Origin of the sequence: Nocardia carnea (genome assembly GCF_029869215.1) — a bacterium.
Lineage (GTDB): Bacteria > Actinomycetota > Actinomycetes > Mycobacteriales > Mycobacteriaceae > Nocardia > Nocardia carnea_B.
The window spans coordinates 1-21,473 of record NZ_JARWPM010000282.1 but is presented as its reverse complement, the minus strand read 5'-3'; the positions used below and the strand labels follow the sequence as shown (position 1 = coordinate 21,473).

At 68.5% G+C, this 21,473-nt stretch carries 18 protein-coding genes; 11 read left to right on the top strand and 7 right to left on the bottom strand.

Going from position 1 to position 21,473, the window contains the following annotated elements:
• Positions 1–9: 9 nt before the first annotated feature.
• From QH276_RS19695 to QH276_RS19680, 4 genes are all read left to right on the top strand, one after another.
• The gene (locus tag QH276_RS19695; protein WP_280397392.1) at positions 10–765 is read left to right on the top strand and encodes an SDR family oxidoreductase; all 756 of its coding nucleotides are present in this window, start codon (positions 10–12) and stop codon (positions 763–765) included.
• Between the two features lie 284 nt (positions 766–1,049).
• Complete coding sequence (locus QH276_RS19690) at positions 1,050–2,138, top strand: L-idonate 5-dehydrogenase (RefSeq protein ID WP_280397442.1); 1,089 nt, start codon at positions 1,050–1,052, stop codon at positions 2,136–2,138.
• A 34-nt stretch (positions 2,139–2,172) separates the two neighbouring features.
• Entirely contained in the window at positions 2,173–3,381 is a 1,209-nt protein-coding gene (locus tag QH276_RS19685) for an aspartate transaminase (protein WP_280397391.1), read from the top strand.
• Between the two features lie 26 nt (positions 3,382–3,407).
• Complete coding sequence (locus QH276_RS19680) at positions 3,408–4,079, top strand: 4-carboxy-4-hydroxy-2-oxoadipate aldolase/oxaloacetate decarboxylase (protein ID WP_280397390.1); 672 nt, start codon at positions 3,408–3,410, stop codon at positions 4,077–4,079.
• A gap of 15 nt (positions 4,080–4,094) precedes the next feature.
• Here QH276_RS19680 and QH276_RS19675 read toward each other — a convergent pair whose 3' ends face one another.
• A complete protein-coding gene (locus QH276_RS19675; RefSeq protein WP_280397389.1) occupies positions 4,095–4,481 on the bottom strand; it encodes a hypothetical protein in 387 nt (128 codons plus the stop codon).
• Between the two features lie 69 nt (positions 4,482–4,550).
• Here QH276_RS19675 and QH276_RS19670 point away from each other — a divergent pair, with 69 nt between their 5' ends.
• Entirely contained in the window at positions 4,551–5,015 is a 465-nt protein-coding gene (locus QH276_RS19670; RefSeq protein WP_280397388.1) for a MarR family winged helix-turn-helix transcriptional regulator, read from the top strand.
• Positions 5,016–5,142: 127 nt separating this feature from the next.
• Here QH276_RS19670 and QH276_RS19665 read toward each other — a convergent pair whose 3' ends face one another.
• Entirely contained in the window at positions 5,143–5,478 is a 336-nt protein-coding gene (locus QH276_RS19665) for a hypothetical protein (protein ID WP_280397387.1), read from the bottom strand.
• 157 nt (positions 5,479–5,635) lie between these two features.
• Between QH276_RS19665 and QH276_RS19660 the strand changes: the two genes are divergently transcribed.
• Entirely contained in the window at positions 5,636–6,817 is a 1,182-nt protein-coding gene (locus QH276_RS19660; protein ID WP_280397386.1) for a helix-turn-helix domain-containing protein, read from the top strand.
• 419 nt (positions 6,818–7,236) lie between these two features.
• On the opposite strand, the gene QH276_RS19655 is transcribed toward QH276_RS19660, so the two are convergent.
• On the bottom strand, positions 7,237–9,498 hold the full coding sequence (locus QH276_RS19655) for a hypothetical protein (protein WP_280397385.1): 2,262 nt from the start codon (positions 9,496–9,498) through the stop codon (positions 7,237–7,239).
• 213 nt (positions 9,499–9,711) lie between these two features.
• Here QH276_RS19655 and QH276_RS19650 point away from each other — a divergent pair, with 213 nt between their 5' ends.
• A complete protein-coding gene (locus QH276_RS19650) occupies positions 9,712–10,278 on the top strand; it encodes a DUF6069 family protein (RefSeq protein WP_280397384.1) in 567 nt (188 codons plus the stop codon).
• Positions 10,279–10,410: 132 nt separating this feature from the next.
• Here the strand turns inward: QH276_RS19650 and QH276_RS19645 are convergent, their stop codons facing one another.
• The gene (locus QH276_RS19645) at positions 10,411–11,427 is read right to left on the bottom strand and encodes an NADP-dependent oxidoreductase (RefSeq protein ID WP_280397383.1); all 1,017 of its coding nucleotides are present in this window, start codon (positions 11,425–11,427) and stop codon (positions 10,411–10,413) included.
• A gap of 174 nt (positions 11,428–11,601) precedes the next feature.
• Here QH276_RS19645 and QH276_RS19640 point away from each other — a divergent pair, with 174 nt between their 5' ends.
• Complete coding sequence (locus tag QH276_RS19640) at positions 11,602–12,585, top strand: sulfite exporter TauE/SafE family protein (RefSeq protein WP_280397382.1); 984 nt, start codon at positions 11,602–11,604, stop codon at positions 12,583–12,585.
• 134 nt (positions 12,586–12,719) lie between these two features.
• On the opposite strand, the gene QH276_RS19635 is transcribed toward QH276_RS19640, so the two are convergent.
• Both QH276_RS19635 and QH276_RS19630 read right to left on the bottom strand, forming a co-directional pair.
• Positions 12,720–13,082: a VOC family protein gene (locus QH276_RS19635; RefSeq protein WP_280397381.1), complete on the bottom strand. Its 363-nt coding sequence runs from the start codon at positions 13,080–13,082 to the stop codon at positions 12,720–12,722.
• Between the two features lie 87 nt (positions 13,083–13,169).
• On the bottom strand, positions 13,170–14,717 hold the full coding sequence (locus QH276_RS19630; RefSeq protein WP_280397380.1) for an MFS transporter: 1,548 nt from the start codon (positions 14,715–14,717) through the stop codon (positions 13,170–13,172).
• 218 nt (positions 14,718–14,935) lie between these two features.
• On the opposite strand from QH276_RS19630, the gene QH276_RS19625 reads away from it, so the two are divergent.
• Positions 14,936–16,192, top strand: a complete 1,257-nt coding sequence (locus tag QH276_RS19625; RefSeq protein ID WP_280397379.1) for a serine hydrolase — start codon at positions 14,936–14,938, stop codon at positions 16,190–16,192.
• Between the two features lie 62 nt (positions 16,193–16,254).
• Here QH276_RS19625 and QH276_RS19620 read toward each other — a convergent pair whose 3' ends face one another.
• Positions 16,255–17,286 (bottom strand): SDR family NAD(P)-dependent oxidoreductase, encoded by a 1,032-nt coding sequence (locus QH276_RS19620; RefSeq protein WP_280397378.1) that lies wholly within the window; start codon positions 17,284–17,286, stop codon positions 16,255–16,257.
• A gap of 134 nt (positions 17,287–17,420) precedes the next feature.
• On the opposite strand from QH276_RS19620, the gene QH276_RS19615 reads away from it, so the two are divergent.
• Together QH276_RS19615 and QH276_RS19610 are read left to right on the top strand one after the other, a co-directional pair.
• Positions 17,421–17,873 (top strand): hypothetical protein, encoded by a 453-nt coding sequence (locus tag QH276_RS19615; protein WP_280397377.1) that lies wholly within the window; start codon positions 17,421–17,423, stop codon positions 17,871–17,873.
• Positions 17,874–17,880: 7 nt separating this feature from the next.
• On the top strand, positions 17,881–21,177 hold the full coding sequence (locus tag QH276_RS19610; protein WP_280397376.1) for an error-prone DNA polymerase: 3,297 nt from the start codon (positions 17,881–17,883) through the stop codon (positions 21,175–21,177).
• The last annotated feature ends 296 nt before the right edge of the window (positions 21,178–21,473 follow it).

The window sequence follows — 21,473 nt, the reverse complement described above, 5'->3', positions numbered from 1 at the left end:
GGAGACCTCATGCCTGTACAGGATTACCGCACCGCCCTCGTCACCGGAGCCAACACCGGGATGGGCGCGGCGGTCACCGAAATGCTCACCAAACGCGGACTCACCGTCTACGGGGTCGCCCGCGATACCGCCCGGCTGGACGAGGTCGCCGCGGCGACCGGGATGATCCCGCTGCCCGTCGACGTGAGCGATACCGCCGCGCTCACCGAGGCGGTATCGCAGCTCGAGATCGACGTGCTGGTCAACAACGCGGGCGTATCGGCGACCGGCAATATTCTCGACGCGACCCCGGAATCGGTCGACGCGATGGTCGATGTGAATCTGCGCGCCGTCCTGCACCTGTGCCGGCTGCTGGTACCGGGGATGGTCGCCCGCGACCTCGGTCATATCGTCAATATCGGTTCGATCGCCGGGCACTACAACTTCTACGGCCACACCGCCTACCACGCCACGAAGGCCGCCGTGCGCCAGCTGTCGCGGCAACTGCGCAACGATGTGATCGGCAAACGGATCCGGGTCACCGAGATCTGCCCCGGCCGGGTGGAAACCGAGATCTTCGGCCGCAACCTCGGCGGCACCCCCGAAGCGATGCGCGAAGCCTGGGAGACCTACTACGAGGGCTTCGAATCGATCACCACCAAGGACATCGCCGACACCATCGAGTTCGCGATCGACGCACCCCGGCACATGAACCTGGGCCTGATCGAGATCACCCCCACCTTCCAGGTACCCGGCGGCCTCGAATTCGTACGGCGGAACGACTGATGCCGTCGCAGGCCCGCGCGCAGCAGTCGGCCCGGAGCGAGCGCGCCGCGCAGACCATGGCCGTGACGGCACACGCCGCCGGTGACCTGCGGGGGGAGAACCGGCCCACGGTGGGCGACCTTCCGGCGCAGACTCCTGCGGCGGCGTACGGTGCCGGCGATCTGCAGCGGCCCGAGATGGACGATCTGCCGGCAGCGGCTCCGGCGGTGGGGGCGCAGGCCGCCGCTGATCTGCCGGTCGGCAACCGGACTGCGGCGGGTGGTCTCCAGGCGCAGGCTCCTGCCATGGCGGCGCAGCGGGATGGGGCCCTGCCGGTCGAGAATCAGCGTGCGGCGGGTGATCTTCCGGCGCAGAGCCCTGCGGTGGTGGCGTATGCCGCCGGTGATCTGCGGGTCGAGGACCGGCCCGTACCGGCGCTCGGTCCCGGTGAGGCGGTGGTGGAGATCGCGTACGGCGGTATCTGCGGGTCGGATCTGCACTACTGGACGCACGGCGCGGCGGGGGAGTCGATCCTGCGGGCGCCCCTGCAACTGGGTCATGAGGTATCCGGCACCGTCGTGCGCGCGGCGGCCGACGGGAGCGGGCCCGCGGCCGGAACCCGGGTCGCGGTGCATCCCGCCACCCCCGGCGGCACCGCACCGCGCTACCCCGCCGACAGCCCCAACCTCTCGCCCGGCTGTACCTACCTGGGTAGCGCCGCACAGTTCCCGCACACCCAGGGCGCCTTCACCCGGTATGCGGTCCTGCCCGCGCGGATGCTGCGACCGCTGCCCGAAGGGTTGTCCCTGCGGTCTGCCGCCGTGGCCGAACCGGCCGCCGTCGCCTGGCATGCGGTCGCGCGGGCGGGGGAGGTGGCCGGCCGCACCGCGCTGGTGGTGGGCTGCGGCCCCATCGGCGCGCTCGTGGTCTCCGTGCTGCGCCGCGCCGGTGCCGCCGCGATCACCGCGGTCGACCTGCACGATCACCCACTGGATATCGCCCGGAAACTGGGCGCCACCGCGACCCTGAAAGCCGACGACGCGGACGGTATCGCCGCGGTCGACGCCGATGTCGTCATCGAATGTTCCGGCACCCGCTTCGGGGTTGATTCGGCCATCCGCGGCTGCACCCGCGGCGGGCGCGTGGTGCTGCTCGGGCTGCTGCCCACGGGTCTGCAACCGGCGCCGTTGTCGCTGGTGATCACCCGGGAGCTCACCGTCACCGGCTCGTTCCGGTTCAACGACGAAATCGACGAAGTCCTCGCCGCTCTGGCCGATGGAAGCCTGGTCGTCGACCCGGTGATCAGCCACGAATTCCCGGTCGCCGACGCACTGGATGCCTTCGCCGTCGCCAAGGATTCGGCGGCTTCGGGCAAAGTCCTGCTCGCTTTCTGATCACCCGCCACCACCGAAGACTCTGGAGGAACCCATGTCCCCGATCGTTCTCGCCGACCGTGTCGAGCGGATGCGCGAATCCCCGAGCGTCGCCGCCGCGCAACGGGTGCGGGAACTGCGCGCGGCGGGTCGCGACATTCTCGACCTCACCATCGGCGAACCGGATTTCGACACCCCCGGACACGTCAAGGTGGCGGCGGCCGCGGCCATGGACGCCGGGTTCACCAAATACACTGCGGTGAACGGTATTCCGGCGCTGCGCAAAGCCATCGTCGCGCGGACGGCCGCGCGTACCGGCGCCACGGTGACCGACAGCGAGATCAGTATCGGCGGCGGCGCCAAACAGCTGATCTTCCTCGCGCTCATGGCGACGGTGGATGCCGGTGACGAGGTGATCGTTCCCGCGCCGTACTGGGTGTCCTACCCCGATATGGTCATCGTGCACGGCGGGACACCGGTGATCGTCGACTGCCCGGAATCCGATCGGTTCCTGCTCACCCCAGCGAAACTGGAAGCGGCCATCACGCCCGCCACCAAATGGGTGATCCTGAACAGCCCCGCCAACCCGACCGGAGCGGTGTACAGCGCCGCGGAACTGGCCGCGCTCGCCGAGGTCCTGGACCGCCATCCGCACGTACACGTGCTGTGCGACGAGATCTACGACGAAATCGTCTTCGACGGCGCGCCGTGCCCGTCGCTGCTCCAGGTGGCGCCGCGGCTGCGCGACCGGCTCTACGTCGTCAACGGGGTATCGAAGTCCTACGCGATGACCGGCTGGCGCCTGGGCTACGGCATCGCACATCCGCACCTCACCGCCGCCATCAACAAACTGCAATCGCAGAGTTCGTCGTGCCCGTCCTCGCTCAGCCAGGCCGCCGCCGCGGAGGCGCTCACCGGTGACCAGACGTTCGTGGCCGAATCGGTCGCGAGCTACCGGGCCAGGCGCGGGATCGTCTTCGACCTGCTGTCGGAAGTGGAGGGCCTGACACCGGTCCTCTCGCAGGGCACCTTCTACATGTTCGTGGGCTGCGCCGGGCTGCTCGGTAAACGCACCCCGGCCGGGGAAGTGCTCGAAACCGACGGTGATGTGGTGCTGTACCTGCTCGATCACGCCGCGGTCGCGACCATCGCCGGTTCCGCCTACGGCGCCCCCGGCTACCTGCGCATCTCCTTCGCCACTTCCGAAGAAGTCCTGCGTGCCGCCGCCGATGGTATCGCGAAGGCCGTCGCCGCCCTGGCCTGACCGGCCTCGACAACTACGGAGTAACCATGGTTCACGTCACCACCAAGATCGACCGCGCCGACCGCGCCTTGATCGACGAACTCGGCACGTTCTCGGCCGCCACCATCCACGAAGCCCAAGGCCGCAAGGGCGCACTGGATTCGGGGATCAAACCCATCGACCGGGAGATGTCGTTCTGCGGGTCGGCGTTCACCGTGGTCTGCCATCCGCGCGACAACATCATGCTCCAGGTCGCCATCAGCTACGCCGAACCCGGTGACGTGTTGATCGTTTCGTCCGGCGACCAGCCGGCCGGGCAGTTCGGTGACGTCCTCGCGAATGCCTGTGTCGCCCGGGGGATCACCGCCCTCGTCACCGACGGCGGTATCCGCGACTCCCGGGAGATCCGCGAACTGGGGTTCCCGGTGTTCGCCAAGCACATCTGCATCCAGGGCACGGTCAAGGAATCCCTCGGCCCGGTGAACCAGCCGCTGGTCTTCGGCGGACAACTCATCCGGCCCGGTGATGTGATCAAGGGCGATTGCGACGGCGTCGTGGTCGTGGAACGCGAGGAGGTTGCCTCCGCGATCGACGCCTGCCGGGAACGCGATGCCGCGGAAGCGGGCTATATCGAGCGCTACAAGAACGGCGAGACCCCGATCCAGGTGTCCGGCCTGGCGCCGATTCTCGAGGCCAAGGGTTTGACGGTCGACCAATAGATCCGAGCTGCGGCGCTAGGGAGCAGGTAGGACGCCGCCGACAGCGGTGCGTTCGGCCGGCATGGCGACGAGGTCGACCGTGACCCCGGGCCGGACCTGTTCACCGAAAACCGATGCGATCGCGTCGGTGACACCGGAGACGAGCCGGGCCGTGATATCCGCGGCGTCCGGCCGATCGAACGCGGCCGCCCGGATTCCGAAGGTGACGCTGGGTGCGGGCGAATCGGCGAGCTTTCCGCCGATTCCCCACCGGCCGTGTGGAACCCCGACGAGGCGGATATCGACGATATCCCGGGCCCAGTCGCCGTAGACCGCGACGACGGCGTCGGTGAGCTGTTCGATCGCCGCGGTTTCCCGGCCGGCGAGATCGTCTTCCAGCGCGTGCACCGTGAGATGTGGCATATCGGCCCCTTAGAATTGCCTTGGGAAGCAAAATAGATTTGTAAACAAAGGTAAATCCGGAGGTGCTCCGTGTCAACATCCGAGTCCGCCGACGACACGGTCCGGGAGCTGCTGCTCCTGATGCCACGCCTGGTGGGCCGGGCCAAACGGATGCGTCCACCCGAACAACTCCGCTCGCTGGATCTGGCCCCGCGGCATCTGTCCCTGCTCTCGTTGCTGCTGCTGGACGGCCCGCAAACGGTTTCGCAGCTGGCGGAGCGGTTGAGCGTCGCGCCCACCACGGTCAGCCTGATCGTGAGCGAGCTGAGCCGGAAGGACGTCCTGGAACGACGGGAAGACGAAGCCGACCGCCGGCGCCGGATCATCGATATCAGCGATGAGGCAAGAAGTGCTGTCTCGCAATGGCTTTCGCCGGGCGCGCACGCCTGGCGGCAGGCGCTGGAACCGTTGACACCGGCGCAGCGGCGGCTGGTCGTCGACACACTGAACGCTTATGAGACCGCGGTTACCGAACTCTCCGGTACCGCGGACTGACCGGTCCGGTGGATCCGGGAGACCGCGGTAGGTGCCGTCATTCAGTCCCGCCGCTCCGGCAGTGTGAGCGCCAAGACGAATATCGTGACCCCGAGAAGCGCGAGGACAACCAGCGCCGGACTCCAGATCACCGGGCCGCGCGTTCCGGTGTCGTGCCGAATGGATAGCGGCGCGTACCGGTGATGACGTCGGCCGCCTGGGTCACGACCCACCAGGGAGTGCCCGGTTCCAGGTCTTGGAGGTGCGGTATCACGACCGCGTCGGCGAGGTGTTCGAGTGCGTGCTGAACGGCGATGAGTGCCGATAGCACGGCAGGGGCGTCGGTGTGGATCGTATGGACGGTGGTTGCGTGGTACCTCTGCAGCAGTGCATCGAGAACAGATGAGTCGTGTTGGGAGTGCAGAAGCAGAACTGCCCGGATTCCCGTTGCCTTGGAATCGGCGCTGGTGATGTCGGTTTTCATGATTCCCCTCTGTCGTCGAATATTGCCCGCGCCGGTGGATGGACAGCACAGCTCGGCGGTGGAGCGGGGTAAGCATCCGCGGCGAGTGCGTCGAGGGTTTGCCACCCAGGCAAAACAGCTCTGTGGGTGGTCAGGGGCGCTGGGTTACGCTGGCTGTATGGCCTCCGACGACGGTATGGGGCAGTCGCTCCGCCGGATACGCCACGCGCGCGGGAAGTCCCTCGCTGTGGTGGCGGGTTTGGCCGGAATTTCCACGTCGTATCTCTCGCGGTTGGAGTCCGGCGAGCGAGCACTCGATCGACGCTCGTTGATCATCGCACTGGCGGATGCGCTGGAGGTGGCGCCCAGTGAGATCACCCGGAGCGGAATCGGCTTGGGCGGCGAGCTGGACGAGGATCGGTCTCTCGGCGATGTCCGGCTATCGTTGTTGCAGGCTAGTATCGGTGCTTCCGGCGGGGAAATCGTGGCGGCCCCGGTCTTGAAAACCCGTGCGAATGCGGTGCTGGAGGCGCAACGCCGGTGTGACTATTCGCTGGTCGGTTCGGAACTGCCGAGTTTGGTTCGCGATCTGCACACCTCGATAGCTGCCGGCCGGGATGATGAGGACCTCCTGAAACTCGCGGTGCTCACGCATGTGCAGGGCACCCAGGCATGGTTGTCCGATATCGGCGCGGGGCCCGATCTCGCATGGCAGGCGACAGTGCTGGCCCGCCAAGCTGCCGAGCGTCTGGACGATCCGCTGTTCGGTGCCGTGAGCGCCTTCGGAACCACCTTCGGCCTGCTTTCCGCCGGGGGTTTCGATGCGATTCGGGCGCTGCTGGCAGCCGCTGAACCCGGAACCGCGACAACTGAAGCAATGCAGGTTTCCGGAATGCTCGCGCTGACCAACGCTCTCGTCGCCGCTGCCCAAGGCAACGCTGGTGAGCGCCGTGCGGCCCTCGAACACGCCGCCGATCTGGCCGTGCACACCGGCGACGCCAACGCAATGTGGTTCGGCTTCGGCCCCTCGAATGTCGGCATCTGGCAGATGTCGGTGGCACTCGAGGCCGGGGAGCATCAGGAAGCGGCCGCAATAGCCGAAACCGTCGATCCCCGAGCGCTTTCCGCGACCAGGCAGGCGGCGTACTACCGCGAATACGGACGCGCGCTCGCCCGGCTGCCGAAGCGGCAGACCGAAGCAGTGCTGATGCTTCGTCGCGCCGAGAAGATCTCGCCTGCGCGGATCCATCGACATCCGTTCATGCGCGCTGTCCTCACCGAGTTGTTGGCGCGAGCGAAGAAAGACGCGGTGGGGCGTGAGTTGCGCGGAATGGCATATCGGTCGGGGTTGCCCCTGTAGGCCGGCAGCGGTTCGTCCCCGACCTGCTCAACTTGGAGTGGGCTACCTGGTATGTCGCGGAGTTCGCGTGCGCGCTGGCCGGTATGGGGGAACCGGAGGCGGCGTGCCGGAAGGCGTCGCAGGCTGTTCGAGTCACGATCGATACGCCCGGCTTCCGGCTGCCGGGTTTCCTCGTTGACCTCCATCGGCAGATGTCGGCCAAGTGGCCCCGCAATTCTGCGGTCCGAGAACTCGGAGAAGAGCTGCGCCGGGTCGGTTCGCACACGGGCGCAGAAGGATGCGGTGGGGCGTAGATTCGCGGGATCGCGCTCGGTCGGGTCCGGTCTGCCGCTGTACCCCTGCGACCGTGCAGGTGTTCACCGATGTGACGAGTCGCCGTGGGTGGTCCGGCGACTCGGGAGGAGCCGTGCCGTAGTGGTTCAAACGCGGACCAATGGTTCGGTTCGATTCGTCGGCGCTCGAGCCGGGGTTTCGGGTTCGGAATCCGGACTGTCGCTATCCGGCAGCGGCCGACGGCGGGCATAGAGCAGTTGCAGCCCACCGATTCCGAGCAGGCCGAGGATGAAAGTGGTTGTCCCCAGGTACATACCCGGCGGCCGCCAGGTGACCTCTAGTTCGGCGTTCTCGGTGCCGGGCGGTATTTCCACCGAGACGAAGATGTCGTCGAGGGCCTCGTGCCGGTGCTCCCGGCCCTCGAGTGTGGCCCGGTAGCCGGGCCAGGCCAGGCGCGCGAAGGTGATTCGTCCGCCGTGCGCCGAGGAGACCCGCACGGTGCTGGTGTTCTCGGTTTCCGATACCGAGACGGCTTCGACGCCTTCGGTGTGGGCGATCCGGCCGTCGGTCGCGGAGATCGGGCCGCCGTCGCGTTCCAGTACCCAGATCCATTTGTCGTTCGGCGGGTAGTCGACCCAGTGCCAGCCCGGTGGGGGTGGGGTGTCGCGGGCGTCGGGGTAGACCAGGCGCATCAGGGTTACCCGGTCGACCTTCATGAGGTCGACCAGCGGTTCGCCCGTCACCGGTTCCGGCGCGAAGATCTCGGCGAAGGCTTCCGGGCAGGTGCTGCCCTCCCAGCGCATACAGGTGCGTTCCGAGAATGCGCGGTGGCCGATGGGGGTGTAGCCGTTGACGTAGTCGAGGTCGAGGTCCGCGGCGTAGAAACCGACCACCAGTGAGCTGTAGACGCCGGTGAGGTCCTTGGCGTCGCCCGGAAAGATGGAACTGTTGCCGAGTTGCAGTGTGGTGCCGGTGAAGTCCGGGAAGAGGGCCTGTGCGTCGGAGCGGCGTTCCGGGAGATTCCACGACATCGGATGTGGGTACGAGCTGTCCACCTGGTAGTAGGCGATCGGGGCGACGGTGACGAGTAGGGCCGCGCAGGCCGCGGTCCGGCCCCATTTCGCGAACAGCGCCACCACAGCGACCCCTAGGAGCACGACGGTCGCGGCGGCGCCGATATGTGTCCAGATGCGGTCGCTCGGTGCCGCCGAGACCGACCGCACCAGCAGGAGCAGCACCAGAAGCCCGGCCGCCCCGAAACGTAGTCGCGGATTCGTCAGGGTCCCGTGGCGGCTCAGCAGGACGCAGCACAGCACGAGCAGCGCAAGGGCGAGCATCGGCAGTACCCGCGCCGGCCAGCGCAGCGGCCCGAATGCGGCCGGGCCGGCCGTCCACATCAGTGCGCTACCGGCGAAGATCACCGCCCCGGCGGACTCCCGGAAGGTCTGCGCGGTGGCCTTCCAATCGATGAACGCCAGCGCGGGGATCAGGAACCAGGCGATATAGACGATCGGGAACGGCTGGATCAGGCCGAACCACGAGTTGAACGACGGCAGGGTGCTCGGCAGGCTCGCGTTCAGCGATTCCGACCATGGCACGGTCATGAAACCGTCGTTGTTGATCATGTCGTCGGCGGTGCGCCAGGTCACCTCGGCCGAGAGTATTCCGGGCAGGTAGGTGAGCAGGCCGGCCGCACCGGCGCAGCCGGCGGCGAGCAGCAGTCGTACCGACGGCCACGGTGTCCGGTGATATATCCATTCCCCGGCGGCGACGGCGGTGATCATGAGCGCGGATTCGATACCGGGCCAGACGTATCCCAGGGTGATCGCGAAGAACAGGAAGACGAACACCGGAATCGGCCCGCTCCGGCCGCGGGAGTAACGCACCCCGGACGCCCACGCGTGCGTGAGCCAGGCTGTTCCGGCGAGGCCGAGCACCCAGGTCGCCTGGTCCAGGAACAGCAGCCAACCCGAGAAACAGAACGCGACACCCGCGACGGCCGCCCACGCCGGATGCGCCCGGTACGCCAGGCAGACGCGGAACACGCCGAGCGCGAGCACGATCGAATAGGCGAGCTTGACCAGGGTGGCCAGGACGACGAGGTTGTCGAAGGAGGGTGCCAGTGCGGCGACCAGCAGTTGCGGCGGATTGAACACACTGGCCTGGCCTTCGACCAGGAAGTTGCCCGACATCCACTCTTCCGGGGCGACACCCGGAAACTCACCGTTGCGTAGACGCCGCCCGATGCTCAGCCACAGGGGAACGTACTGGGCTTCGGTGTCGTCGGTGTAGAAGTGCCGGGGGTTGGCGAACAGCACGGCGGCATACCCGGCGAGCACACCGAGTGCGGTCACGGCGGCCCAGCGCAACGTGGTCTTTCGTTCAGCACGCAAACCGAAGTCAGGCACGGTTCTGGGACATTACAGTCAGTGCGTGCGGCGCATGAAAGTGGTGTATGTCTCAGTGCATCCGCGCGGGCTATCGCTCCTCCGGTCGTGTGCTGATGGCACAAGCCGGTCGGACAGCGCTCCACAACCTGCCGACCGAGGCCCGAAGCTCGCGCGACATGCGAGGCAGCCATTCGGGTGGGGCCGAACGCGTCTGCGGGGTACTTTCTGCCTATGACGGATCCGTCGTACAACTATGGACGCCCGGACCCCTACCGGCAGGGGCATCCGGAACAGCGCGGTTACCCGCAGCAGCCGGGGTATCCGCAGCAGCCGGGGTATCCGGACCCCGGCTATTCGGAGCAGCCCGACGAGCCGAGAATCAATCTCGGGCGGCTGTGGGCGGGCGGTCTCGGCACCGCCGTGGTGGTCGCGCTGGTGATCGTGGTGGCGATCATGCTGGTGCGCGGCATCCTGAATATCGCGGTGCTCTCGCCCGAGGGCGCCGGCGCCTACGGCACGGTCTCGACCACCTCGTACGCGATCGCCGGCGCCGCCGCCGCGATCGCCGCCACCGGGTTGCTGAACCTGCTGCTGGCGCTGATGCCCAACCCGCTCCAGTTCTTCTACTGGATCACCGGATTGATCACGGCGCTGGCGGTGCTGTTGCCGTTCACGCTGGTGGCCGGGCTGGACGCCAAGATCGCCACGGCCGCGATCAACCTGATCGCCGGGTTGTGCATCATCACGCTGCTGGGGTCCATCGGCGCCGGCGCGGTCGACCGCCGTCCGCAGTACTGAACCCGCGAGCCCGCAGCCGCCGCCCGGCCCGCCGAGCGGCGGCTCCGGGCCCGGGCATTCCGAAGTGCCCGGCGGCCGCCTCCACCCGGTGTCCGCCGCCCCGCACACAGCAGCCGGCGGATCGAGGTTCCGCTACTTCACCCGGACGAGCTGCTTGCCGAGATTCGCCCCGTCGAACAGCCGTTGCAGGGCGGCGGGCGCGTTCTCCAGGCCGTCGACCACGTCCTCGGCCCAGTGCAACTCGCCCGCGGCAACCCAGCCCGCCAGCCGGGACAGGGCGGCCGGGAACACCGCGTGGTGATCGTAGAAGACGAAACCCTCCATCCGGGCTCGGCGGAACGCCAGCTGCATGTAGTTGGCCGGGCCGGTGCCGTACCCCGCGGCGGTGTAGCCGGACGAGATGGACCCGCACAGCGCGATGCGGGCGTGCGGCGCCAGATTGTCGAGGGCGTTCTCCAGCAGAACCCCGCCGATATTGTCGAATACGGCAGTGAGACCGTCCGGCGCGAACTCGCGGAGTCCGGCGGGGACGTCGTCGGTCCGGTAGTTCAGGCAGGCGTCGAACCGCGCGGTATCGCGCACCCACTCGACTTTCGCCGCCGAGCCGGCCGTGCCGAGCACGCGGGCGCCGATCAGGCGGGCGATCTGGCCGGCGAAGGAACCGACACCACCGGCCGCACCGGTGACCAGCACCGCATCCGATTCCGCGACGCGTAGCACCTCGGTGACGCCGATATACGCGGTCAAGCCACTGACGCCGAAAACCGTGAGCATATGGCGGGGCTCGATACCCGGGGGGACCGGATTGACGCCGAACAGGCCGGTACCGCGCGCGACGGTGTACTCCTGCCAGCCGAGTTCGCCGTAGACCCACTGCCCCTCCGGCAGTTCCGGATTACGCGACGCGACCACCCGGCCCACACCGCTGCCGCGCATCACATCACCGACAGCCACCGGATCGGTGTAGGTCGGGCCGGGGTTGAGCCAGGTGCGCTGGGTGGCGTCGATTCCGAGCCAGACGACCTCCACCAGCGCTTCGCCCGCGGCCGGATCCGGGAGTGGAACGGTCTGCTCGGCGAAGGTGGCGGCGGTGATCTCGGCGACGGGCCGGTCCCGGAGGATTATCCGGCGGCAGGTTCGGGTGGGCACGCGCCAGTCTTACCAGGGGTGGGGGATTTTTCCGACCGTTTTTCCGCGCGACCACCGTGACCTGCGGTTCCGGCAGCCCGGGAGGGTTTCGTTCACGGTGATCGCAACCCGTGTCACGGCGGTGTTCGCGTCGTAACCTCGGATGTCCGGTCCAGGGTTCGGGAGCACACCGTCATGATCAAGTTACTTGTTTTCACCCTTGTGGGTATCGGCGCGCAGATCGTCGACGGCACGCTCGGGATGGCCTTCGGCGTCACCGCGACGACGCTGCTCGTACTCAGTGGTACGGGGGCGGCGCATGCGAGCGCGGCGGTGCATTTCGCGGAGGTCGCGACCACGCTGGCATCAGGTGTTTCGCACTGGCGGTTCGGCAATGTCGACTGGAAGATGGTGCTGCGGCTGGGTGTGCCCGGCGGTATCGGCGCCTTCCTGGGCGCCACCGTGCTCTCCCGGATCTCCACCGAGGCCGCCGCGCCGGTGACGGCCGGGATTCTGCTGGCGATCGGTGTCTTCCTGATCCTCCGGTTCTCCTCCCGGCCGCCGCTGGAATTCGCCGCGTCGGAGAAAGCCGCGCATTCCGCCAAGTTCCTGACCCCGCTCGGCCTGTTCGGTGGTTTCATCGACGCCAGCGGCGGCGGTGGCTGGGGTCCGGTCACCACCAGCACGCTGCTCACCACCGGGCGGTCGGCGCCGCGCCGGGTGATCGGCACGGTGAGCGCCTCGGAGTTCATCGTCTCGGCGTCGGCCAGTGTGGGCTTCCTGCTCGGTCTGGGCTCGGATTTCTTCGACAATCTGCTGATCATCGCCGGCCTGGCGTTGGGCGGTGTGCTGGCCGCACCGCTGGCGGCGTGGCTGGTGAGCCGGGTGGCCCCGGCGGTACTCGGCACCGGCGTCGGTGGCGTGCTGGTGCTGACGAACGCGCGCACGCTGTTCAAGCACTTCGATATCGAGGGTGCCCCGCGCACGATCTCCTACGCGGTGATCGCGGCGGTGGCGATCGCGCTCACCGTGTACGCGTGGCAGAAGTCCCGGAAGGCGCCGGCGGTCGCGGCGGGGGAGTCCGCCGGGGAAACCGTAACCGTGGAACCCGCACAGTCCGACGACCGGCCGCACGACGCGGGCGAGGCGCCGGAGGCGGTGGAGGTGCCGGCCAGATAGTGCCTGCTTCCGGCCTGCCCCCGGCAGGGGACCGACCGGAAGGGTGAGGGCACGGACGCCCGCTCCCGGACCGGCCGTCCGGCAGCGGGCCGTCGGCGTTCGCCCAGCGGGCGCAGTCGTTCGTTCCGGCCCGGTCAGTCCGTCGGCGCGACGCGAATCAGGTTGCCGTCGGGATCGGCGACCACGAAGGTGCGCCCGAACACCGCGTCGTGCGGTTCCTGGACGACCTTCACGCCCTGCGCGACCCACCGCTCGAACCGATCGTCGATCACCGCCGGGCCGCCGGGCATATTCAGGCACAATTCGCTGCTGCGTGGCGCCGGCTGGAGCTGTTCCGCGTGTCCGCTCCACAGCGCCAGGTCGATACCGCCGCCCAGATCGAAGGTGATGAAACGCGGCGATTCGAACTTCGGGGCCATATCGAACAGGTCGGCGTAGAAACGGGCCGAAGCGGAGGCGTCGGTGACGTACACGAGGAACATGTTCGGAGTCGGCATGGTGGGCCTTTCGCGTCGAGCGGACCCGTCGAATATGCCGGAAGGGTGCGGCAAACGGTGTGAAGCCGCCTCCGGTTCGCGCTGTCGTTACCGGTTCGTCAACACTGGCTCTGCGCCGGCGGTGGCGGCCTGGGCGGCGGTCCGGCCGGGCGCCCACGCACCGAGTACGAGCGCCATCACCACGGTCAGTATCCCGAGCGCCAGCGAAGCCTGCTGCGCGCCGTGCACGAAGGCCTCCTCGGCGAAATCGGCCAGCGGCGCGGCGACCGGCCCGGCCCGTTCGGTGACCTCCAGCGCCGCGGCCAGCGAATCACCGACCGGTCCGCGCGCCGCTTCGGGCAGGCTGGGCAGGGCGGGCGCGATGCGGTCGGTGTAGCCGACGGCCAGGATGCTGCCGGAGACCGCGATGCCGATGGCCGCGCCGACCTCCCGCGAGGCATCGTTGACCGCCGAGGCGACTCCGTGCTTCTCCGGGGGCGTGCCGTTGATGATGGCGGCGGTGGCGGGGGCGGTGCACAGGCCGAGCCCGGTGCTCAGGATCAGTAGCGGCCACAGGACGTCGAGGTAGGTGCTGTCCACCGTGGTTCGCGAAACCAGGATGAGCGCGGTGCCCACACACAGCAGCCCGATCAGGGTCGGCCACCGCAGCCCGAATCGTTCGGCCAGTCGCGGCGCGAAGATCGAGATACCGATCAGCGGGGCGATCATCGGTGCCATGGCCACCGCCGACATGAGCGGCGAATAGCCGAAGATCAACTGCATGTACTGCACGAACAGCAGGAAGTAGCCGAACGCCACCAGGAACTGCACCCCGACGCTCACCGCGCCGCTGCCGAAACCACGGTCGGCGAACAGGCGCACATCCAGCAGTGGATGCGCTACCCGCAATTCGACCGTCGCGAATCCGACCCCGGCCAGGAAGCCGGCGACGAAGAGTCCGAGCACCACCGGATCCGTCCAGCCCCGCACCGGCGCCTCGATGGCCCCGACCACGACCGCTCCGACGGCGATGGATGCGGTGATTCCGCCCCAGAAGTCCAGCGGCGGGCGCGTTTCGTCCACCGATTCGGGCACCGTGCACCCCGCGATCGCCAGCACCGTTCCGGCGACGGTCATCGCCAGGAAGATCGCCTGCCAGGACCAGACCTGCAGCAGCAGACCGGAACCGAGAATGCCCAGCACGGCACCGCCGCTCACCACACCCGCCCACAGCCCCACCGCGACCCCGCGTTTCTCGGCGGGGAAACCACCGGTCAGCAGTGAGAGCGTGGACGGCATGACCAGTGCCGCGCCCACCCCCGCGACGGCCCGGGAGGCGATGATCCACTGCGGCTCGTCCAAGGCGAGCGGCACCGCTGACGCGAGCGCGAAAACGACCAGCCCGGCCACCATCATGATCCGGCGCCCGAACCGGTCGCCCAGGGCTCCGGAGAACAGGACCAGGCAGGCCAGCGCAAGGGTGTAACCGTCGACGACCCAGGTGAGTTGTTGCTGCGTGGCGCCGGTATCGGCGGCGATTTCCGGCAGTGCGGTGTAGAGCGCGGCCATCGCGGCGATCGCCAGTGCGACGGCCATGGAGGACAAGGTCAGCAGCCAGATATGTGCCCGGGACAGGCGCGTGTTCGCGGACGTCATGGTCACCTCTCGACGGCAGGAGACAAGCATCTGCTTCTCGAAAGATCAGAGCACAATTCACCTGCTGGGCAGTCGGTGATCTCCGTCACGATATCGTTCGGGCAGGTCCCCCCGCTGTCAGTAGGTGCTGGGCGGGAGCGCCGAGATGCCCGGCGGCGGCGGTGGCGCCGCCCTGTCGTGAGCCGCCCGGCGCGTTCGGCGTCGCTACGCTGGGGCGGGTGAAGGCAGATTCCGCGCTCCTGGTCCCGGTCGCCGCCGAATTGGACGACCTCACCTGCCGCGGGCCGGAAACGGACCCGGCCGACGCCGGTGTGGACGCGGCGGATATCGCCGCCATCTGGGAGTCGGTACGCGCCTGGTACCGGCTGGGCAGCACGCCGGCGATCCAGGTCTGCCTGCGGCGCAACGGCAGGGTCGTGCTGAACCGCGCGATCGGGCACGGCTGGGGCAACGCGCCGGGCGACGAGCCGGAGACCGAGCGGATCCCGGTGACCACGGAATCCCCGTTCTGCGGATTCTCCACCGCCAAAGGCGTTTCCGCCGCGGTGATCTTCGCGCTGATCGAGCAGGGCGCCTTCGGATTCGACGACCGCGTCAGCGAGTACATCCCCGAGTTCGCGGCCAACGGCAAAGCGGCGATCACCATCGGCCAAGTGCTCGCGCATACCGCCGGGGTTCCGTTCGTCACCCCGCCCTATCGCGGTCACGACATGGTGTTCGACGAGGAGCTGTGCCTGCGGGGCCTGGTGGATCTGAAACCCAGCTATCCGCCGGGTCGTTTCCGTGTCTACCACGCGCTCACCAGCGGTTTGATCCAGCGGCTGCTGGTACAGCGAGCTACCGGGAAACGGATCCGGGAACATCTGGCCGAACGGGTCCTGGACCCGCTGGGTTTCCGGTGGACGAATCTGGGTGTGCGCCCCGAGGACGTGGACGCGGTGGTGCCGAGCGTGAAAACCGGGCCACCGCCGTCGCGGCTGGCATCGTTCGTCGCGGGTAAGGCGCTCGGCGGCGGATTCGCCAAGGACGCGGTGAACCGCGAATCCAACCGCTCTTTCCTCACCGCCGAACTGCCCTCGGGCAACCTCGTGACGACCGCCGCCGAACTGTCTCGCTTCTACGAAATCCTGGCTCGCGGCGGGGAACTCGACGGCGTGCGGTTCATGCGGCCGGAAACCGTCCGTGAGATGGTGCGGCCGGCGCCGCGGGTGCCCGGCGTCGCCGGGCGGGTGAGCCGCGGGGGATACGAATTGGGCGGGCGCCGTGCCAAATTCGGCCGCGACACCACCGCGCATTTCGGGCGCAGCGGGTTCACCACCCAGTACGGCTGGGCCGATCCGGCCCGCGGCCTCGCCGGTGCGATCCTGACCAACGGTAAATCCTCACTCGACGGGGACCGGCCCTGGAAGCTGGTAGCCCAGATCTCCGCCGCCTGCCCACCGCTACCGCCGGCGCAGCGAGTCTTCGACCTCTGAGTGTGGCTGCGAGTGATCGTCTGCGGGTCTGCCGCGGTCGCGGACGGTCCGGTGTTCCGTGATCACCAGTGGGTCCCGGGCACCCAGCGGGCGGCGCGGCGCAGTACCGTCGCGGTGCCACGCGCCGCCCGCGCGCGCACCCGGGGCAGCGGCAGGGCGGGGCGCGGGGTGCCGGCGGGCTTCGAGACGCCGGTGCTCTCGACCGCTGCGGTCGCGCGGTCGTCGGCTGGATCGCGGACCATGGTGAGTTGCGGCTGGGGGAGCGGCTCCGCTCGTTCGCCGCGAGCGGCGGGGGAGTCGGGGATCATCCGGTAGTAGCGGTGCAGGACCAGGTCGCGGATACGTGGGGCGAACAGCGCGCCGAACTCCCCGAGGGTGCCGACCGGGACGTCGATACGCCGGGGACGCTCGGTCAGGGCGCGCACAATGGTCGCGGCCGCCCACTCCGGGGATTCGGCCGGGCCCTGGTTACCGGTCGGCGCGATCATCGGCGTGCGGACCAGCGGCATATGGATGGTGGTGAAGGTGACCCCGTCGGCCATCGTCTCCACCGCCGCCACCTCGGTGAACTTGTCCAGTGCGGCCTTACTGGCCAGATAGGCGGAGTACCGCGGCGTGGCCACCTGCACGCCCGCGCTGCTGATATTGACGATATGGCCGAATTTGCGTTCCCGCATCTGCGGGAGCAGGGCCAGGGTGAGCCGCAGCGCGCCGAAGTAGTTGACCGCCATGGTGCGTTCGTAGTCGTGCAGCCGGTCGGTGGAGCGGTGGATGGCGCGGCGGATGGAACGGCCGGCATTGTTCACCAGCATGTCCACTCGGCCGTGTTCGGCCAGGAGCTTGTCCAGGGTCGCTTCGACCGAGGCGGAATCGGTGATATCGCAGGGGTAGCCGTGGGCGGCGCCGCCGGCGGCCCGGATCTCGTCGACCACCGCATCGAGTTCGTCGGCCCGCCGCGCGAGCAGCAACACCACCGCACCCTTCTTCGCCACCGCGAGGGCGGCCGCCCGGCCGATACCCGAGGAGGCGCCGGTGATGAGGACATACCGCCCGGTGAGGTCGCGTTTTCCGCGGTGGGTTCCGTTTTCGCTCATCAGCAGCCCCTCTGTGCAGGTCGTTCCCGGCCGAACTTACTCCAAAGTAAGAAAGCGCGCCAGGGTACCTCGGTGTTCGAAAACGGGTTCGATTCCAGCGCTCGAGATTCGAACATATGTGCGATACTTGGTGCATGACGGACGATCGGATGGCGGATATCTATGCCGCGGTGCGGCTCGGCGGCGTGAATCGAGAGGCGGCGCGGCAGGCGCTGCTACAGCTATGGGAGCAACTCGGCGCGGGTGGCGAACCGCTGTACCGCAGCGTGGTCGCCCACCACCTCGCCGATCTCCAGGACACAGCCGAAGACGCGCTGCTCTGGGACACCCGGGCGCTCGACTCGGCCTTCGTACCCGGTGTCCCGCTCGACGACGGGCTCCTCGGCTTCCTGCCGTCGCTGTATCTGAGCTTGGCCGACAGCCACCGGCTGGTCGGTGATTTCGAGATGGCGCGGATGCAGCTGGCGCTGGCCCGCGGGCATGCGAGCGTCCTCGCCGACGACGCCTACGGGCGGGTGATCCGGGCCGGCGTGGACCATGTGGCGATCTTGCTGGACGCCGAATCCACCGAACGGGTGGCCTGCTGAGCGGCGTATGGGATGGAGTAACGGTCCACCCAGCTGGTTGGAGCTGGAACGGGTGCTGTCCGGGCGCCCGAAACCCGACGGCGGCGACGCCCCGGGCTGGAGCCGCAGCCGCGGGGAGTACCGGGCCGAACCGCTCACCCGGCCGGACGGTCCGGTGGTGCCCTACGCGGAACTGCACGCGCATTCGGCGTTCAGTTTCCTCGACGGCGCCTCGCAGCCGGAGGAAATGGTCGCCGAGGCGGCGCGGCTGGGGCTGTCGGCGATCGCGCTCACCGATCACAACGGGTACTACGGTGTGGTGCGATTCGCCGAGGCCGCCGCCGAATACGGGATGCCCACGGTCTACGGCGCGGAACTGACCCTGGTGGAAGATTCATCCGCGGATTCTCCGCCGCGAACCGGCTTTCCCGACCCGGAGGGAGAGCATCTGCTGGTGCTGGCACGGGGGCAGGAGGGTTACCGGCGGTTGTCCCGGCAACTCGCGGTGGCGCATATGGCGGCCGGTGAGAAGGGGATCCTGCGTTACGACCTCGATACGCTCACCGAAGCCGCCGGCGGGCACTGGCAGATCCTCACCGGCTGCCGTAAAGGCCGGGTGCGGCGGGCACTGGAACAGGATCTGGCGGCCGGTGAGCCGCCGCGGCGGGCCGAAGCCGCGCTCCGTGACCTGTGCGAGCGTTTCGGCGCCGACCGGGTCGCGGTGGAACTCACCCGCTACGGCCTACCGGTCGACGACGAATACAACGCCGCCCTGGCCGCGGCCGCGCAGCGGGCCGGGGTGCCCGTGGTCGCGACGACGGCCGCTCATTTCGCGACCCCCGGTCTCGGCCGCCGCGCCGCCGCGCTGGCCGCCATCCGGGCCCGGCGCAGTCTCGACGATCTCACCGGCTGGCTCGCCCCCACCGGCGGCACCCATCTGCGTTCCGGCGCGGAAATGGCCGCGTTGTTCGCGGATTTCCCGGCAGCCGTATCGAATTCGGTGCTGATCGCGAAGGAATGCGCATTCGACCTGAAGTTGATCGCACCGAAGCTGCCGCCGTTCGAGGTGCCCACCGGCCACGACGAGAATTCCTGGCTACGGGAACTCACCCGGCGCGGTGCCGCCGACCGGTACGGGCCGCCTACCCGGAACCCGGCGGCCTACCGGCAACTCGAACACGAACTCGCCGTGATCGAGCAACTCGGGTTCCCCGGCTATTTCCTGGTGGTGCACGATATCGTGCGGTTCTGCCACGACAACGACATCCTGTGCCAGGGGCGGGGTTCGGCCGCCAATTCCGCGGTCTGCTTCGCCATCGGGATCACCAATGTCGATCCGGTCACCAACAAGTTGTTGTTCGAGCGTTTCCTTTCCCCGGAGCGGGACGGGCCGCCGGATATCGATGTGGATATCGAATCGGACCGCCGTGAGGAGGCGATCCAATACGTGTACCGCCGATACGGCCGGGAGAACGCGGCACAAGTGGCGAATGTGATCACCTATCGCGGCAAATCCGCGGTACGCGACGCCGCCCGCGCGCTCGGTTTCGCCCCCGGACAGCAGGACGCCTGGAGCCGGCAGGTGAGCCGGTGGACCGGGGTCGGCGCGGAAACCGGCACCGATATCCCCGCCCCGGTCCTGGAATTGGCCGCCGATATCGAAGGCCTGCCCCGGCATCTGGGCATCCATTCCGGCGGAATGGTGATCTGCGACCGGCCCATCGCCGATGTCTGCCCGGTGGAATGGGCGCGGATGCCCGGACGCAGTGTGCTGCAATGGGATAAAGACGATTGCGCCGCGGCGGGCCTGGTGAAATTCGACCTGCTCGGCCTGGGCATGCTCTCCGCCCTGCACTACATGATCGATCTGGTGCGCGAGCACATCGGGGTGACGGTCGAACTGCACGCCCTGGACCTCACCGAACCCGCCGTGTACGACATGCTGTGCCGCGCGGATTCGGTGGGGGTTTTCCAGGTGGAATCCCGCGCCCAGATGGCGACCCTGCCGCGGTTGAAACCGCGGACATTCTTCGATCTGGTGGTCGAGGTCGCGCTGATCCGGCCCGGCCCTATCCAGGGCGGCTCCGTACATCCCTATATCCGCCGCAAGAACGAACTGGAGAAGGTCACCTTCGATCACGAGGCGTTACGGAACTCGCTCGAACGCACCCTCGGCGTCCCGCTGTTCCAGGAACAGTTGATGCAGATGGCGGTCGATGTCGCCGGATTCACCCCGGTCGAAGCCGATCAACTGCGCCGGGCCATGGGGTCCAAACGTTCCCCGGAGAAGATGGAACGCCTGCGCGGCCGGCTGTATCAGGGCATGCGCGATCTGCACGGAATCACCGGTGAACTCGCCGACCGCATCTACGAGAAACTGCTCGCCTTCGCCAATTTCGGTTTCCCGGAAAGTCATTCGCAGAGTTTCGCGGCACTGGTGTTCTATTCCGCCTGGTTCAAACTGCACTATCCCGCCGCGTTCTGCGCCGGATTGCTGCGGGCGCAGCCCATGGGTTTCTACTCCCCGCAATCACTGGTCGCCGACGCGCGCCGGCACGGGGTCGCGGTCCACGGCCCGGATATCAATGCCAGTGCCGCCGAGGCCACGCTGGAACAACGGGGTACCGAGGTGCGGCTGGGGCTGGCGGCGGTACGCGGTATCGGATCCGACCTCGCGGAAAAGATTGTGGCGGCACGGGCCGAAGGCGGCCCCTACACCTCCTTCCTGGACCTCACCGGCCGGGTGGAACTGACTGTCCCGCAAGCGGAATCGCTGGCCACCGCGGGCGCGCTGGGATCGCTGGGATATTCGCGCCGGGAAGCGTTGTGGGCGGCCGGCGCGGCCGCCGGCGAACGTGCCGACCGGCTTCCCGGAACCGGCGCCTCGACCAGCACCCCCGCCCTGCCCGGGATGAGCGACCTCGAACACGCCGCCGCCGATGTCTGGGCGACCGGGGTCTCCCCGAACAGCTACCCCACCCAGTTCCTGCGCCCGCGCCTCGACGCGCTCGGGGTGATCCCGGCCGCCGGACTGCTCGCGATTCCCGACGGAACGCGGGTGCTGGTCGGCGGGGCGGTCACCCACCGGCAGCGGCCGGCCACCGCCGGCGGGGTCACCTTCCTGAACTTGGAAGACGAAACCGGCATGGTGAACGTGGTGTGCTCGGCCGGCCTGTGGACCCGCTACCGCCGCCTCGCCCAAGGCGCCTCGGCCCTGCTGATCCGCGGCCGGGTCCAGAACGCCGAAGGCGCGGTGAGCATCTACGCCGAATCCCTGCGCCGCCTGGATATGCGCATCGGCTCCCGCTCCCGCGACTTCCGCTGAGTCTTTGGCGTGCTGTGTTTATTGGCGCCGACTTCGTCGGCGCGGGGGGGGGGGGCCCCAGGTGTGGCGCGGCGGGGGGGCCCCCCACGACCGCCCCGGCGGGGGGCCGACGGCGGGTTGACGGGGGGGGGGCGGGGGTGTGTGCAGCCCCCCTGGGGGGGGGCCCCCACGTCAGGTAGCGAGAACAGATTCCCGGCCAAAACCTACTGGCGAGTAACAGCTTCACGCTACCGTTAGGGCTCGAGCGTCAGCCCGGGGGTAGTAAGGAGCCGATATGACGGTCAGTAGTCCGACCC